General features: G+C 61.1%; 16 protein-coding genes and 2 tRNA genes. 9 read left to right on the forward strand and 9 right to left on the reverse strand.

Features of this window, described 5'->3' with window-relative positions; all coding sequences use genetic code 11:
- Positions 1 to 19: 19 nt before the first annotated feature.
- The 4 genes from F1735_RS11275 to F1735_RS11290 all read right to left on the reverse strand — a co-directional run bounded on the left by F1735_RS11275 (position 20) and on the right by F1735_RS11290 (position 3316).
- Positions 20 to 95 (reverse strand) — tRNA-His (locus tag F1735_RS11275).
- Between the two features lie 101 nt (positions 96 to 196).
- Entirely contained in the window at positions 197 to 1099 is a 903-nt protein-coding gene (murI, locus tag F1735_RS11280) for a glutamate racemase (RefSeq protein ID WP_167237007.1), read from the reverse strand.
- Positions 1100 to 1140: 41 nt separating this feature from the next.
- Positions 1141 to 2682, reverse strand: coding sequence for a fumarate hydratase (locus F1735_RS11285; protein ID WP_167237008.1), 1542 nt, complete (start codon positions 2680 to 2682; stop codon positions 1141 to 1143).
- 19 nt (positions 2683 to 2701) lie between these two features.
- Positions 2702 to 3316, reverse strand: coding sequence for a YqhA family protein (locus F1735_RS11290; protein ID WP_167237009.1), 615 nt, complete (start codon positions 3314 to 3316; stop codon positions 2702 to 2704).
- A 294-nt stretch (positions 3317 to 3610) separates the two neighbouring features.
- On the opposite strand from F1735_RS11290, the gene acs reads away from it, so the two are divergent.
- Positions 3611 to 5611, forward strand: coding sequence for an acetate--CoA ligase (gene acs / locus F1735_RS11295; RefSeq protein WP_167237010.1), 2001 nt, complete (start codon positions 3611 to 3613; stop codon positions 5609 to 5611).
- A 78-nt stretch (positions 5612 to 5689) separates the two neighbouring features.
- Positions 5690 to 5780: transfer RNA gene (locus F1735_RS11300), tRNA-Ser, on the forward strand.
- 473 nt (positions 5781 to 6253) lie between these two features.
- On the opposite strand, the gene F1735_RS11305 is transcribed toward F1735_RS11300, so the two are convergent.
- Together F1735_RS11305 and F1735_RS11310 are read right to left on the reverse strand one after the other, a co-directional pair.
- Positions 6254 to 6877: a pyridoxamine 5'-phosphate oxidase family protein gene (locus F1735_RS11305; RefSeq protein WP_167237027.1), complete on the reverse strand. Its 624-nt coding sequence runs from the start codon at positions 6875 to 6877 to the stop codon at positions 6254 to 6256.
- A gap of 361 nt (positions 6878 to 7238) precedes the next feature.
- Positions 7239 to 8126, reverse strand: coding sequence for a zeta toxin family protein (locus tag F1735_RS11310; protein ID WP_167237011.1), 888 nt, complete (start codon positions 8124 to 8126; stop codon positions 7239 to 7241).
- Positions 8127 to 8595: 469 nt separating this feature from the next.
- On the opposite strand from F1735_RS11310, the gene F1735_RS11315 reads away from it, so the two are divergent.
- From F1735_RS11315 to F1735_RS11325, 3 genes are all read left to right on the forward strand, one after another.
- Entirely contained in the window at positions 8596 to 9096 is a 501-nt protein-coding gene (locus F1735_RS11315; protein WP_167237012.1) for a hypothetical protein, read from the forward strand.
- Positions 9097 to 9137: 41 nt separating this feature from the next.
- Positions 9138 to 9566 carry a hypothetical protein gene (locus F1735_RS11320; protein ID WP_167237013.1) on the forward strand — a complete coding sequence of 143 codons (429 nt, stop codon included), beginning with the start codon at positions 9138 to 9140 and terminating at the stop codon, positions 9564 to 9566.
- 367 nt (positions 9567 to 9933) lie between these two features.
- A complete protein-coding gene (locus F1735_RS11325) occupies positions 9934 to 10419 on the forward strand; it encodes a VOC family protein (RefSeq protein WP_167237014.1) in 486 nt (161 codons plus the stop codon).
- A 9-nt stretch (positions 10420 to 10428) separates the two neighbouring features.
- Here F1735_RS11325 and F1735_RS11330 read toward each other — a convergent pair whose 3' ends face one another.
- Entirely contained in the window at positions 10429 to 11559 is a 1131-nt protein-coding gene (locus F1735_RS11330; protein ID WP_167237015.1) for an acyltransferase family protein, read from the reverse strand.
- 164 nt (positions 11560 to 11723) lie between these two features.
- On the reverse strand, positions 11724 to 12185 hold the full coding sequence (locus F1735_RS11335; RefSeq protein WP_167237016.1) for a cupin domain-containing protein: 462 nt from the start codon (positions 12183 to 12185) through the stop codon (positions 11724 to 11726).
- Between the two features lie 234 nt (positions 12186 to 12419).
- Here F1735_RS11335 and F1735_RS38225 point away from each other — a divergent pair, with 234 nt between their 5' ends.
- Together F1735_RS38225 and F1735_RS11345 are read left to right on the forward strand one after the other, a co-directional pair.
- Complete coding sequence (locus tag F1735_RS38225) at positions 12420 to 12800, forward strand: hypothetical protein (RefSeq protein WP_167237017.1); 381 nt, start codon at positions 12420 to 12422, stop codon at positions 12798 to 12800.
- Positions 12710 to 13174, forward strand: a complete 465-nt coding sequence (locus F1735_RS11345) for an ATP-grasp domain-containing protein (RefSeq protein ID WP_167237018.1) — start codon at positions 12710 to 12712, stop codon at positions 13172 to 13174. The genes F1735_RS38225 and F1735_RS11345 overlap by 91 nt, the downstream gene beginning before the upstream one ends.
- A 55-nt stretch (positions 13175 to 13229) precedes the next feature.
- On the opposite strand, the gene F1735_RS11350 is transcribed toward F1735_RS11345, so the two are convergent.
- Positions 13230 to 13598 (reverse strand): hypothetical protein, encoded by a 369-nt coding sequence (locus F1735_RS11350; protein ID WP_167237019.1) that lies wholly within the window; start codon positions 13596 to 13598, stop codon positions 13230 to 13232.
- 234 nt (positions 13599 to 13832) lie between these two features.
- Here F1735_RS11350 and F1735_RS11355 point away from each other — a divergent pair, with 234 nt between their 5' ends.
- The gene (locus F1735_RS11355) at positions 13833 to 14888 is read left to right on the forward strand and encodes an OmpA family protein (protein WP_167237020.1); all 1056 of its coding nucleotides are present in this window, start codon (positions 13833 to 13835) and stop codon (positions 14886 to 14888) included.
- A gap of 139 nt (positions 14889 to 15027) precedes the next feature.
- On the forward strand, positions 15028 to 15786 hold the full coding sequence (locus F1735_RS35505) for a hypothetical protein (protein WP_187364217.1): 759 nt from the start codon (positions 15028 to 15030) through the stop codon (positions 15784 to 15786).
- Positions 15787 to 15922 lie beyond the last annotated feature (136 nt).

Consider the following 15922-nt stretch of genomic DNA (forward strand, 5'->3'; position numbering starts at 1 on the left):
TACTGCGCATGCAAAACGATGGGGTGGCTGATGGGGCTCGAACCCACGACAACAGGAATCACAATCCTGGACTCTACCAACTGAGCTACAGCCACCATCGAATCTGCATTTTGTTCGTATGCTTCCCGAACAGAAAAAGATTATACAAACATCTGAGCGAACTGGCAAATCAAAATGCGCTGAAAGCGAAATATTTTCAAATGATCACCTGGCGCACCGGCGCGGCGATCCCCAGCAAATTGGCAAACGCCAGCGACAAGGCCGCTTCGCTGGCGGTGGTAAAGCCTTGCAGGGCAGCGGGAGGCGGTGCCTCCGTCACGCCGGCAGCGCCAGCGACGATGCCATCGTCCGCATTGAGCAGCCCGGCCGCCCCCAGCAGGCGCGCCAGTTGCCGCGCCACCGCGTCGCCGGTATCGATCAGCACGATCTGGCGCGACGTCGCGCTGGCGATGACCTCGTTCAGCATCGCCAGCACGAACGGATAGTGCGTGCAGCCCAGCACCAGCGTATCGGCGCCCTGTTCCAGCAGCGGCCCCGCATAGCGTTCCAGCAGCGTCCTGATCGCCGGTGAAGCGAGCTCGCCCAGTTCGATCTGGTCAACCAGCCCCGGACAGCCCTGCAGCAGGAACTGCGCATGGCTGCTTGCACTGACCTGGTCGCGCAGCAGCAGGAACTTGGCGCCAGCGACGGTCACGCTGGTCGCCAGCACGCCCACCTTGCCGTTGCGCGTGGCCGCCGCCGCCGGCTTGAGGCCCGGCTCCACCCCGACGATGGGCATGTCGGGATAGTGCTCACGCAATACCTTGATGGCGGCCACCGTCGCCGTATTGCAGGCCACCACCAGCGCCTTGGCGCCGTTGGCGATCAGAAAAGCCGCTACCGCCAGCGAGCGTTCGGCCACCACGCTTTCCGGCTTGTCGCCGTACGGCGCAAAACCGGAATCGGCGAAGTACAGCAAATGCTCATGCGGCAGCTGCGCGCGGATATGGCGCAGGACCGACAAGCCACCCACGCCGGAATCGAACACGCCGATCGGCGCGGTAGCCGGCGCGGTAGCCGGCGCGGTAGCCGACGCGGTAGCCGAGGCTGTGGCCACCATGGAGACGCTCGCGTTGTTCACTTCGTCGTCACTCGTTCGTCTCAGGCCACGGTGACGGGAATCTTGCCAACGCTCGACAGGGATTCAATCTTCGCTGCCCACTCCTTTGGACCGGTGTTATGCACCGAAGTTCCGTTCGAATCGACCGCCACCGTGACCGGCATGTCGACCACGTCGAACTCGTAGATCGCTTCCATGCCCATGTCGTGGAAACCGAGCACGGTGGCGCTCTTGATCGCTTTCGAGACCAGGTAAGCCGCGCCGCCGACCGCCATCAGGTAGGCCGACTTGTGCTTCTGGATCGATTCGATCGCCGCGGGACCGCGCTCGGCCTTGCCGATCATGGCGATCAGGCCGGTTTTTTCAAGCATCATGTCGGTGAACTTGTCCATGCGGGTGGCGGTCGTCGGGCCGGCCGGGCCGACCGCTTCGTCGCGCACCGGATCGACCGGGCCGACGTAGTAGATCACACGGTTCTTGAAGTCCACCGGCAATTGCTCGCCTTTGGCCAGCATGTCCTGGATGCGCTTGTGCGCGGCGTCGCGCCCGGTCAGCATCTTGCCGTTCAACAGCAGGGTCTGGCCCGGCGTCCACGAAGCGACTTCTTCTTTCGTGAGCGTGTTCAGGTCGACGCGGCGCGATTTTTCGGTGTCCGGGGTCCAATGCACGTCGGGCCAGCTCGACAGCGCCGGCGGCTCGATGTAGCTCGCGCCGGACCCATCGAGCACGAAGTTCGCGTGGCGGGTGGCGGCGCAGTTCGGGATCATGGCGACCGGCTTCGAGGCCGCATGGGTCGGGTACATCATGATCTTGACGTCGAGCACGGTCGTCAGGCCGCCCAGGCCCTGCGCGCCGATGCCGAGCGCATTGATCTTGTCGCACAGCTCGATGCGCAGTTCTTCGGTCTTGTTCTGCGGGCCGCGCAGTTTCAGTTCGTACATGTCGATGTCGTCCATCAGCACTTCCTTGGCCATCAGCATGGCTTTTTCGGCGGTGCCGCCGATGCCGATCCCGAGCATGCCCGGCGGACACCAGCCCGCGCCCATGGTCGGCACGGTTTTCATGACCCAGTCGACCAGCGAGTCGGACGGGTTGAGCATGACGAACTTGGACTTGTTCTCCGAGCCGCCGCCCTTGGCCGCGACCTTGACGTCGACGGTGTTGCCTTCGACCAGTTCCATGTGGACCACGGCCGGCGTATTGTCCTTGGTGTTCTTGCGTTCGAACTGCGGATCGGCCACGATCGAGGCGCGCAACTTGTTGTCGTCGAAGTTGTACGCGCGCCGCACGCCTTCGTTGACGGCGTCGGTCACGGTGCCCGAAAAGCCTTCGAAGCGCACGCCCATGCCGATCTTGAGGAAGACGTTGACGATGCCGGTATCCTGGCAGATCGGGCGCTTGCCCTCGGCGCACATGCGCGAGTTGGTCAGGATCTGGGCGATCGCATCCTTGGCGGCGTCGCTCTGTTCCGACTCGTAGGCGCGCGCCAGGTGGGCGATGTAATCGGCCGGATGGTAGTAGCTGATGTACTGGAGGGCGGCGGCGACCGATTCGATCAGGTCTTCCTGCTTGATGATAGTCATGGCTATGGTTCTCGTTGGCTTAGTGAGGGGTCTTGGACATGTTCTGGGTGCCGATCATGATGCGGTCGGTGTAGGCGATTGCCAGCGCCGAGAGCAGGAACACGATGTGGATCACGGTCTGCGCAATCAGTACTTGCGGTTCGTAGGCGGCGGCATTGATGAACGTCTTGAGCAGGTGGATCGAGGAAATACCGATGATCGCCATGGCCAGCTTGGTCTTGAGGACCGACGCGTTGACGTGCGACAGCCATTCCGGCTGGTCGGGGTGACCGTCCAGGTGCATGCGCGAGACAAAGGTTTCGTAGCCGCCCACGATGACCATGATCAGCAGGTTGGAAATCATCACCACGTCGATCAGGCCCAGCACGACCAGCATGATGATGGTTTCGGTCAGCTTGGTGGCCGCTTTCATGCCGGGCACGGTGACGGCGTCCAGGATATGCTGCAATGAAGCGGCATTGCCGAGCGCGGCGCCGATCAGGTCTTTCAGCTCAACCCAGAAGTGGAACACATACACGCACTGCGCCAGGATCAGGCCCAGGTACAGCGGCAACTGCAGCCAGCGGCTCATGAAGATCACGTTGTTTAACGGGGTCAGCTTGTGACGCTCGGCGGGTAAAATCGGTTCAGACATGAATGGCTTGGCTCCTGAAGTAAGGCAAAAATTTTCGCTGCGTCATTTTACCAGCGCTTCGCCCGCCTGCAGATAGCCGGCTCGGTCCGGCAGCGTATTGATCTGGCGCAAACCACAAGCGAGTCACCCTGGCGCGCCATTGATCTTGTCGTTAATGCAAGTGACCATACCGCTTTGTTGGATGATCCATGCTTTAATGCCTTGTTGTCCTTGTTCGCTGTCTTGCAACGTAAGGGCGCAGTAAGCGAGCGGGATTAAGGTTTTAGCAAACAACACCAGGAATGGAGACTCAGCATGGCAGCATCAGATTCCCCCCAGCAGGAAAATCAGGGCTTGCAGGAAAGCCGCGTGTTTGCGCCGCCAGCCGACTTCGTGGCCAAGGCCGCCATCTCCGGCATGGATGCGTACAAGGCGCTGTGCGCCGAAGCGGCCGCCGATTACGAAGGTTTCTGGGCGCGCCTGGCGCGCGAGAATCTGGACTGGCACAAGCCGTTCACCTCGACCCTGGACGAGACCGATGCGCCGTTCTACAAATGGTTCGACGACGGCCAGCTGAACGTCTCGTACAACTGCCTCGACCGCAACCTCAAGAATGGCAACGCCAATAAAACCGCCATCATCTTCGAAGCCGACGACGGCGCCGTCACGCGCGCCACCTACCAGGATCTGTACGAGCGCGTGTGCAAGTTCGCCAACGGCCTCAAGGCGCGCGGCATCAAGAAGGGCGACCGCGTCATTATTTATATGTCGATGTCGATCGAAGGCGTGGCCGCCATGCAAGCCTGCGCGCGCATCGGCGCCACCCACTCGGTGGTGTTCGGCGGCTTTTCGGCCAAGTCGCTGCAGGAGCGCATCATCGACGCCGGCGCGGTGGCGGTCATCACGGCCGACGAGCAACTGCGCGGCGGCAAGCACTTGCCGCTGAAAAGCATCGTCGACGAAGCGCTGGCGCTGGGCGGCTGCGACAGCATCAAGAACGTGATCGTGTACAAGCGCACCGGCGGCGCCATCGCCTTCACCGAAGGGCGCGACCTGTGGCTGCACGAGCTGGTGGCCGACCAGGCGGCCGAATGCGAGCCGGAATGGGTCGATGCCGAGCATCCGCTGTTCATTTTGTACACCTCCGGCTCGACCGGCACCCCGAAAGGCGTGCAGCATGCCAGCGGCGGCTACCTGCTGTGGGCCGCGCTGACCATGAAGTGGAGCTTCGACATCAAGCCGCAGGACGTGTTCTGGTGTACCGCCGACATCGGCTGGGTCACCGGTCACAGCTACATCGCCTACGGCCCGCTGGCGGTCGGCGCGACCCAGGTCGTGTTCGAAGGCATTCCCACCTACCCGAACGCCGGGCGCTTCTGGGACAACATCGCCAAGCACAAGGTCAGCATCTTCTACACGGCGCCGACCGCGATCCGTTCGCTGATCAAGGCGGCCGATGTCGACCCGGCCGTACACCCGTCCAAATACGACCTGAGCAGCCTGCGCCTGCTCGGTTCGGTGGGCGAGCCGATCAATCCGGAAGCCTGGATGTGGTACTACAAGAACGTGGGCGGCGAGCGCTGCCCGGTGGTCGATACCTTCTGGCAGACCGAAACGGGCGGTCACATGATCACGCCGCTGCCGGGTGCGACGCCGATGGTGCCGGGTTCATGTACCTTGCCGCTGCCGGGCATCATGACCGCGATTGTCGACGAGGCCGGCGTGGACGTGCCGAACGGGCAGGGCGGCATCTTGGTGGTCAAGCGGCCGTGGCCGTCGATGATCCGCACCATCTGGGGCAATCCTGAGCGCTTCAAGAGCAGCTATTTCCCGGATGAGCTGGGCGGCAAGATGTACCTGGCGGGCGACGGCGCGATCCGCAACAAGGACACTGGCTACTTCACGATTACCGGGCGCATCGACGACGTGCTCAACGTGTCGGGGCATCGCATGGGCACCATGGAAATCGAATCGGCGCTGGTAGCCAATCCGATGGTGGCCGAGGCGGCGGTGGTGGGCAAGCCGGACGACACGACGGGCGAATCGATCTGCGCGTTCGTGGTGCTCAAGCAGGCGCGTCCGACTGGCGAGGAAGCGAAGAAGCTGGCGCTGGAGCTGCGCAACTGGGTAGCCAAGGAAATCGGGCCGATCGCCAAGCCGAAGGAAATCCGCTTCGGCGACAACCTGCCCAAGACGCGCTCGGGCAAGATCATGCGGCGCTTGCTGCGGGTGCTGGCCAAGGGCGAGACCATCACGCAGGACGTCTCGACCCTGGAAAATCCGGCCATTCTGGAGCAGTTGAAGGAAGCGTCGTAAGGCGGAATGCAAATTTCTTCATACTTCGCGGAATCTTTGCTATAATCTGCGGCTTCGCGAAGGCGGAGATGTAAAGCAGGAGAGATGGATGAGTGGTTGAAGTCGCACGCCTGGAAAGCGTGTATAGGTTCATAGCCTATCCGGGGTTCGAATCCCCGTCTCTCCGCCAGGAACACAAATAAACAAGCCACCCTCGGGTGGCTTTTTTATTTGTTTCATGGAGGAGAGAAGAAGAGCCCCTGCGGGCTCTTCGGCGGGGATTCGAAGGGCTTGGCGTACTCGCCCAGCCCTCTCCGAATCGTCCATCTGCCACCGCTGCGCGGTGGCGCGCCGAAGGCGCCGCGCGCAGCGCACGCAAAAATATCACTCGATCAGGCCCTCTCTCGAATACACGTCGAATCTCCTCGAACACCGCAGAGATCCTTCCCGCATATCCGCCGGGATAGCAACGTGCGGAGGAACTTTTGTCCCCTGCCCAAGCACAACGGTATCGCGTGTCATCATTTCCCCTTTTTGCGAGGAAATTTTAGCCATGTCCATAGGTCCTCCAGGAAAACAAATAGACAAGCCACCTTCAGGGGCATCACACAAAATGCCGGGACAAATCGGCACTAAATGTACGGGTCAGCGACGCTGCCGAGATCAATAAAGAGTTGTTGATAAACGCCAAGGCAAATCGGCATCATATTTTGGGCCATCAATTTCGTCGCTACTCAAATCCCCCAGGATTGTTCCAGGGCTCGGCAAATCCCCACGATCCCGATGCCTGGCCGGGTCCCAGAGATGCGAACGAAGTATCGCGCGTGAGCACTGGAAAAACACCGCGTTGACTTTCACGACCAATACGGAAAGCGGCGATTTGCCGTCGATACTGAAGCTTGACAGCAAACCCGGATCGACTTGAATCGATGCGGTACCGTTGACCCGCAACGTTTCTCCAATCCCGGGTATCAAAAAGATGAGAGAGACCCGGGAGTCATGCAGGACATTCCGCAGACTGTCGATTCGATTGTTCCCGCGACGATCAGGAAGGAGCAAGGTAAATTCATCGTGGACCCGGACAAAACCAGCGGGGTCACCTCGGGGAGACACATCGAGACCGTCCGATCCGCTTGTTGCCAGGAGGGCAAACGGCGCCGCCTCGATGAATTTTCGATAGTGCGGATGAATGTATGCCACTTCTTTTTTCATTGACGCTGCGGCAGGCATTCCGTAAATCCCTTCAAGCGCCGCGATATCCGAAACGATGTGGCTGTCAAGCTGGATCAAGCTCTACTCCCTATGTTGATTGATGGGCTCTTGCGGTCACAAGAGAACCTCGGGCGATCGCCCCTCATGGCTGCTTGGATATCGATTTTACCCGAGCACATCTTTAACTGGCATCCATCGCGTGCGACTGCAGCCTGGGGCGGGGCGGGGGGCCTGAGCAGCGCACACTGAAGTCCCCTCAACAAGAGACTTCGCTACAACAGCACGCTTGAACTCGATGCTGTGCTGCCTGTAGGGGCCGCGCTTCGGGCGCGAAATGACTGGTTGAATTTTTGTGTCCATAATCGAAGTTGTGGACACAATTCAATTTGTGCCCGCACTCAATCATGCCGCGCAGGCTGTTTTCATGGATGCGCGTTCAGTTCCTGTAAACCTTTACAGCATGGACACTCTTGGCGCGCTCAACTGCTTCAACACTGCCCGGCAAGCCTTCATAGGCGTCGTCGTGGACGTTCTTCGGAACAAACCGTCCCATTCCCTCTTGTGCTTTCTGGCCTTCATACCTGAGCAACGTGCGTAGATAGCTCAATTCGGGGTTGACTGCCATCACTCTCAGCTCAACGTGATAGCCGGCCTCGCTCAGCCTGGTTGTCAGCGCTAGCAGTGCGTCCGCGTTTTTCGAGGTCTGGTCGATAATGAGGTTGCGCCGTCCTTCAATCGCGTCGCTGGTCAGGCGTTTCGCCCATGTCGAAGCGTCGCTATGGGTCAAGTCGGCCGCTTCGCGGTCGTTCTCGCTCATGAGTTCAAAGTATGCCGGGTGATTCAAGCGAAGCTCGTTGGGGTCGACAAGGACATAGCCGCCTTGTGTGGCGAATTCCTGTTTTGCTTCGGCGGTAAGGTTGCTTTTCCCTGATCCGGGCTGGCCGCCTGTGATGATCGCCATCGGCTTTTCTTGCGGTTCGACGCGCGGCAGATGATCTCTCGCAATGAGCGCGTAGAGTCTGTCGTGTTCGGCCTTGTCGAGTTCGTATGGTGGTGCGGTCCCGGTGTTCGCCAGCGCCTTGACTGCACCGAGCACTGGCCCGTACGCGGCGTTGATGTTGGCGATGGCTACCTGGTCCTCGAGGTCGAGCGCCCTTGCCAAGGCCATGAGCGACCGCTTTTCATTTTCCCATTGCGCGATTTGCGTCATATCCGGGACCGCCTTATGCTCCTCCTTATATACACACTGCGAGTAATAGCTTATCAAGAGGTGTAATCTGCCTTCGGCAATGTCGTATTCTTTCCATTTTTCGCTTTGGCCCATGATATTTCCTTTTTGCGTGAGTCTGGTCTTGCCCATGTTTCGCGTCCATGAAACGACCGCGCGCGCGATCCACGGCCGCTAAGCAAGCGCACGGAAATGGCGCTGGGCGGTTGAGAAAAACCGAGGCCAAAGGCGCGGCGCGGTGATCGTTGTGGTGGCAGGTGCGACGGCTGCAACGTGCTGTTGAGCACACACCAGTTTCTAATTTTACAACACCAGAGCCTGCATTTCTACTTGCGCGTACCGGCGCCGCAACATCCCTTGCCAGGGTGTCGACATCGGATGGCCGGCCACCCGGCCTTGGCGGTCCAGCAGTGGCGTCCTGGAAAATCAAAAATTACATCGGTTGCAATCGGTCTTAGCCAGAAGCACACGGTTGGCGCGCGGCGCAGGACGGCAAAATTAGTCAACAGCTGGGAAGGCGACGTGATTCGTCGGGTAAAGTAGAGGCCCGCCATCGGAGCGACCCATGTTTGAGATGATTCTGCCCCTGACGCATGCTTGCCTGCGTGCGCATCCACACGCCTGGGATGACGGCTACCTCGCGTTCGGCGCCGCGCCGATCGACTCGGCCATGCGCGGAAAGGAAGCCGTGTTTGCTTTTTTCGGCGCTCGGCATACTTTCAGCACCTTGAGTAGCCACGGCGACCTGGAACTGCTGCTCACGGAGCGCGCATTGAAGCGCATACCCATCGGATCTGCGCATCGGGCGCTGGTCGGGTTGATCGAGCAGGACCTTCACATGATGTCCTGCCGACAGGTGGAACGCCACGTGTTGGACGATATTGCCTCCGTGTTTTTCCAGGAGATGTGTACGTGCGAGGTGTATATGAATACGCAGTTTCCTTCAGATGGGCGGACGGTAGCGCAGTGTTCCTGGACGCCGGTGACACGGCACACGCAAGACATTTTTCTGTGCGCGCTCAACGATGCTTGCCTGGGCTATTGGCTCTATATCGACGACGAATGAACGGAACGTCGCCGCCATATCACATTTGAAAGGAGCCCACGATGTCAGCCGCAGTTACCTTGGCAGACGGCAGAGCCATGTGGAGATCGCATCTTGGGGTGAGCAGCATGCTGTGGCTGATCGCGAACGAAACGCGCGCCGATCAGCTCAGGCGCTGGCTGTTTGATGTCTCGGACCGGCCAGGCGGCTATCTCGACATCGACATCCGAGGCCTCGCGCCGCACGATCAAGAGGAGTTCTGGTCCGCGGCGCAAAGAGCGTTGACGATGCTGGCCGAAAAACACGGCCCCCGATTCCTCGAGCGGGAACATGCGCATGGCGCGAACTGCCTGGCCAGTCTACTGGCAATGCGTCGGCGCGAGGTGGCTGGGGAACCGCCATTGTCACTGAGTGACTATGCCGAAGTGCTTCCATGGGATGGAGAGAAAATCGATCTTTCCGATCTGTGGTCGGATACCGGCGGCACATGAGGATCTTGAAAAGAAAACCCGGCCGCTGAAGTCTGATGCCGTTAACTTAAGCGCCGTCGGCTACGAATTCAGGCAAATCTACGGATCTCACGGGACTCACCACTGGATCAAGACGGGCAAGAACTGGGGCAACGCTATTTGGTGGTCTGAAGACGGACAGGACTACGGATACCGTTGACAGGCCCGGATAGTTACGACGCTTAGCGCTGTACTTGAACCTCACAGCTCGGCTTTACCTGGCGTATCGGACGCTATTGACGAATCCCGGCCAGCGCTTTAGTCTCACCGAACGACCGCTGTCCCTTCGGGCGGCGTCGCTTGTTTTGCGGCAATCGCTGCCGGTGTTCAACTTTTCGGGAGGCATGCAATGACCAGCAAGAACACGATTTGCCTGTGGTACGACGGCGACGCCGTCGACGCCGCCAACTTTTATGCAGACACCTTTCCCGACAGCGCAGTCCAGGCCATCCACCGCGCGCCGGGCGACTACCCGGATGGAAAAGAAGGTGATGTCCTGACGGTCGAATTTACCGTGGCCGGCATTCCCTGCATCGGGCTCAACGGCGGCCCGCATTTCAAGCACAGCGAAGCCTTCTCGTTCATGATCACCACCGACGACCAGGCCGAAACCGACCGCTTGTGGAACGCCATCGTCAGCAATGGCGGCCAAGAAAGCGAATGCGGCTGGTGCAAGGATCGCTGGGGATTATCCTGGCAGATTGCGCCGCGCGCGCTGACGGCGGCTGTCTTCGGCCCCGATCCCGTCGCCGCCAAGCGCGCGTTCGATGCGATGATGACGATGAGAAAAATCGATATCGCCACGATCGAACGGGCCGTGCTTGGCCGGGATTGATCCGCTCGATCAGACGAATGCGCTGCGCGCCGACGCCGCCGCCGTGGCCGATTGCAACATGCGGCCCAGGGGAAGCTCGACGCACCGGTAAAATACCGCGCCCGCCAGTACACTCGCAGCCCACGCTGCCAGCATGCCGAGCGCCTGGTAATGCGGCTCGGGTGGCACGAAGCGGGCAAACGCCGCATTGATCAGCAGGCACACCGGGAAATGGATCAGGAACATCGAATAGGAGATCTGCGCCAGGCGATTAATCGCCGACATGCCCCAGTAGGAAAACGCGCCGGTGCGCGCGCGGCCGAACAGAAACAGGACGCAGGTCACCGCCAGCGCCACCGCGATGCGCAGGCGGAAGTCCAGCACCAGCGCGACCAGGGTCGGCGCCAGGATCATCGCCACCAGCAGCGCCACCGCGCGTGGGCGCCGTTTCGGATCGCTCGCCAGCCAGGCCATGATGCCCAGTCCATAGCTGCCGAAGAAGTAGGGCGCCCATTCATCCCAGTTGGGATCGCGATTGAAGTACAACAGGGACGTGCTGATCCCGAGCACCACCACGGCGGGCATCAGCCAGCGCCGCCGTCCAGCGCCGGAAACGCGCCCGCACAGCCAGACCAGCATGGCCACGACCGCGTACAGCTGGAAATCGATGGCGACGTACCACGCCCCCGCCGACAGGGAGTCGTAACCGAGCACGCCTTGCAGCAACAGCGCGTGCGCGGCCAGTTGCAACCAATCGGGCGGCGGGGAAATCGAATCATGCGTCATCCATCGGGTGGCGAGGGCGGAAGCGGCAACCGCGCACAAAATCGCCACCATGAACGGCGGCACCAGCTTGGCATAGCGCCGCCACACGGTCGCCAGCGGATTGATCGCGCCTGGCTGGCCTTGCGGGAACAAGGACTTGGCCACCAGGAAACCGCCGATCACCAGGAACACTTGCACGGCAATGCGCGCGAAGGAATCGAGCCAGTCGATCACATCGGGCATCAGGGGGCGCGCATAGTCGGCCATCGGACCGTAGAAGGCCAGGTGGTGCAGCACAATCAATTGCGCCGCGATGACTTTTAACAGATTGATCAGTCCAAACTGCGCCGGGGCGCTTGCCTTGGCCCCGGGTCTTTTTTCTACAACGACAGCCATCCAAACCTCTTCCAAAAGCGCGACCGCGCAAGCTGCGCATCGGTCGATATCAGCCAGTCATGAGCGATGATTGCTGATAACAATTTGTTATCATACCGTATGCGGCCGGGATATGGCGTATGGATGCGTTACCGGATGTTACGTGCTGGTTGCCGGGGAAGGCCTCAATACGGACTCGCGGCGGGTTCCCCGGCGGCGTTGGTCCAGATATCGTCGGGCAGCGCGCGGTCGCGGTGGCACACCCGGTCGTGCTCGGGATAGGTGATCCGGTCGACCGCGGCGCGCGTGCCAACCACCAGGCAGCGCGTTGGCGATGCGCTGCGGTTCCAGAGAAAGTGGCCCACTGCGACCCCGGCGCGGAAGGTGGCCGCGTCGCCCGGCTTGAGCAGTGTTTCGGTATCGCCTTCGACCAGCGTTGGCTGGCCTTCCAGGACGTAGACCATTTCATCCTCGGCGCTGTGCCAGTGCTTGATCGACGAGCGCGTGCCCGGTTGCAACACTTCCACGAAAGCGCCGAATTGCGTCAGTCCGCCCGCCTCCGAAATCCACAGCGTGTGCTTGGGTTCGGCCGATCCCTCGGTCCAGCTTTCTTCCTTCATGAAGCCATCTGGCGTGAGCGCAGTCATGCGGGTACTCCTTTCATCAGTGTTATCGGCGACGATCGATCATCCTTCGATGGCGGGCGCGCGAGCGCATCGGCCGGGTTCGATTCTACGCCGGGCGGATGGCGCGGCGCAGCTCGCAACAATGGCCGGCTGCGCCACTGCGCGCACGCCGGCCGCGCGCGGTTCTTGTTGCCCTGCGCTGCCGCGCCTGCGACACTGTGCGCCCACAGGCATCAGCCTCTTTCTGGATTCACCATGCATTGGATCATTCAACAAAGTATTTTCAAGCCGGGCAATTACCAGTTGCTGGTCGACGCACTCGACGCGCTCGGCATTGCCCATACGCCGGTCGCGATTCCCAACGGGACCGTCGAGATGGTTCCCGATGCGAACCCGGCAGGGAAGGTGTACGTTTGCGGCGCCATCAAACTGGCGAGCATCGCGCGCGACAAGGGATGGACGCCAGGCAGTTTTTTGAACGACAATTTCAGCTTCGATCTCTGGCTGGCGCAACTCGGTTCCCAACTGCTCAATCACGACATTGCGTGCGGCACGCTGGCGGACGTCCACACCGGGCGCATGGAAACATTTTCATCCGTCCGGCCGAAGATAACAAGGCCTTTGACGGCATGCTGATGGATACCGAGATGCTCGCCGACTGGCGGCGCGATCCCGCCAGGGCGCGCCTGCACAAGATGCAGGTGATCGTCTCGCCGGTCAAGGCGATCTATTGCGAGTACCGCCTGTTTATCGTCAAGCGCAAGGTGGTGAGCGCTTCGGTGTACCGCATCGGCGGCCGGGCCGAACTATCGCCCACGGTGGAAGACGATGTGCTCGACTACGCACGCGCCATCATCGAGCGCTGGACGCCGGCCGACTCGTTCGTCATGGATGTCGGCCTGACGCAGGACGGCTTGAAGGTCATCGAATTTAACAACATCAACAGCTCCGGGTTTTACGCCATCAATGTACCCAAGTATGTCGACGCGATCCAAACGCAGTATGGCTAACTCCCGGCCATCGTGACGGCCGCGTGCTCCGGCGGCGACGCCCGGCCGGGCCGCCTTATGCGCAGACGCTGGCCAGGAAATCGGCCACGCTGCCTTTTTTCAGAATCAGGCTGGAGGCGGCCGCATACGGATCGAAGCGGCGCTCCCTGCCGCCCGCCAGCGGCACGCGCACGCTGATGCGCTCGTCTTCGACCTGCACCGACGCATTCGCCAGGTCGAGCAGATACTGCGAAATGAAGGCGCCCGCCAGCCCGACGAAGAACCCCAGGTCCTCGCGCCCGACCGCCTGCGCTTGCAGCCACTGGCTGAACGGCGCGCGCAGCGCGTCCAGGTCGAGCGGCTCGCCCGGCGCCTGCAGGCCAGCCTGGGTCAGCACCGCATCGAGCATCGGCCTGGCTTCTTCGAGAACTTTGTACGGATCCATGTTTATCGTGTGAGAGTGAGAGCGGGCCGCAGGCCGCGCGTTGGGGGCGTCATCATACCACCGACCGCCAGCGGCGCAGGCTCCGGCATGCGCCTGCCGCCCCCCGGCCGAAACGGTAAAACGGCGCCGCTATTACCGCTTGTTGTGGATCAGCTCGCGTGTATGATTGCCTTGCTTTTATGTAATCGTTCTCCTGCACCGCCAGGCCGATCCTCTTTTGCCCGACTGCCCGCCATGACCAAACAATTGAACGCCGCTCTTTGCCTGTCGATCCCGCTCGTTTTTGCCATCACCGGATGCAAGCCGAAAGAAGCAGTCGCGCCGCCGCCGCCGGCAAGCGCGCCGGCCCCTGTGGCGGCGCCTCCCGCCGCGCCGGCCCCGCTGGCCGCCACGCCGCCGCCGGCCGAGGCCGCCGCCAGCGCCGGGAGCGACCTCGATCAGATCGCCGTCATCGACAAGCCGATGCCGCCGTTTCCCTTCGTCGATTATCCCGACAATGTCGGCAAAGACAAGCAGAACACCAAGGCGTCCGGGTTCGATCAGTTGCACCTCGTCGTCGGTAACAAGATCCACGCGGTGGAAGGGCGTTTCCGGCGCATCGAATTCGAACTGGCCGCCGCCGGCATTTCGCGTTTCCAGGGCCAGCGCGATTACGCCAAGGCGGCCGCCGACATGGGCGGCGTCAAGGTCAACACGACTACTCCGAAAGACGAGGTGTTCGAGAAAATGAATGGCGTGTTGAACGACGCCATGAGCCACAAGCTCGATTATCCGAATGCCAACTATAGCTATGACAGCTATTTTTTCGCCACCCCATCCGGGCGCAAGTGGATGCTGATCATGGCCAACGACGACAAGGTGCGCGTCATCTCGATCGAAGAAAAACAAGCCGCGTCGGTGGTCAAGATGGTGACCGCCGCCGTCATGAAGTCCGAACTCGACACCAAGGGCCATGTCGCGCTGTACATTAACTTCGATACCGACAAGGCGGCCATCCGTGCGGACGGCAAGCCGGCGGTCGACGAAATCGCCGCGCTGATGAAGAAGGAAACGGCGCTGCACCTGTCCATCGAAGGCCATACCGACAATGCCGGCGACAAGGCCCGCAACGTGGCCTTGTCGCGCGAACGGGCGCAGGCGGTGGTGCAGGCCCTGATCGGCGACGGCATCGACGGCGCCCGCCTGAGCGCCGCCGGCCACGGCGCCGACAAGCCGCTCATGGACAATGGCAGCGAAGAAGGCCGCGCCAAAAACCGCCGCGTCGAGCTGGTCAAGCTCGTCAAAGGCTGAGCGCCAGCCGGAAACGGTAAAACGCCGCCGCGATTACCGCTTGCGATGCGTCAGCGGCGATGTATGATCACCTTGCTTTTATGTAATCGTTATCCCCTGGCAGCGCCAGGCCCATCCTTTTTTGTTCCTACTGACCGCCATGACCAAACAACTCAACGCCGCCCTTTGCCTTTCGATCTCGCTGGCCTTCGCCCTCACCGGATGCAAGCCGAAACCGCCGGCCGCGCCGGTGGCAGCGCCGGTGGCCAGCGCGCCCGTCGCCGCCACGGTCACACCTGTCGTGCCGGCACAGCCCGCGGCAGCGCCGGCGCCGGCCGCCGCCGTGAACGCCACCGGCGATGACCTCGACAAGATCGCGGTCATCACCAAGGCGCTGCCGCCGTTCCCGTTCATCGATTATCCAGCGAATGTCGTCGGATCGTTACAGCGCACCGAAGCATCCGATTTCGACCAGCTGCACGTGATTGTCGGTAACAAACTGCACACCGTCGAAGGACGTTTTCGCAAGACCGAGTTCGATCTGTCGGACGCCAAGATTTCGCAATTCCAGGCCCAGCGCGATTACACCAAGGCGGCCTTGGAGATGGGTGGCGTGAAGGTCAATACGGTGAACCCGACTGATGATGCGTTCACGAACGCCAATGGCGGCGATAGCTACGCGCTTAACAAGAAACTCGGTTATGACCATTCAAGCTACAGCTACGAAGCCTATTTCTTGCCGACCCCGAGCGGCCGCAAATGGCTGGTGCTGATGGTCAGCGACAGCGCCGTGCATATGATCGCGATCGAAGAAAAGCAGACGGCATCGTCGGTGAAAATGGTGACCTCCGCCGTCATGCAATCCGAACTCGATAGCAAGGGCCACATTGCGCTGTACTTGACATCCACCCCTCCCTAAAGGAAGGGAATTCCTACGGCGCCGCGTGATGATCTACGGGTCGCTTCGGTGGGTTCCTGCTTCATCGAGCGGCCTGACTGCGCCGACTCTCCACAGGCTAAGACGCGATGTCCTCGCGCTAAAACATTCATCGCGC

Origin of the sequence: Massilia genomosp. 1 (genome assembly GCF_011682185.1) — a bacterium.
Taxonomy (GTDB): Bacteria; Pseudomonadota; Gammaproteobacteria; order Burkholderiales; family Burkholderiaceae_D; genus Telluria_A; species Telluria_A rubra.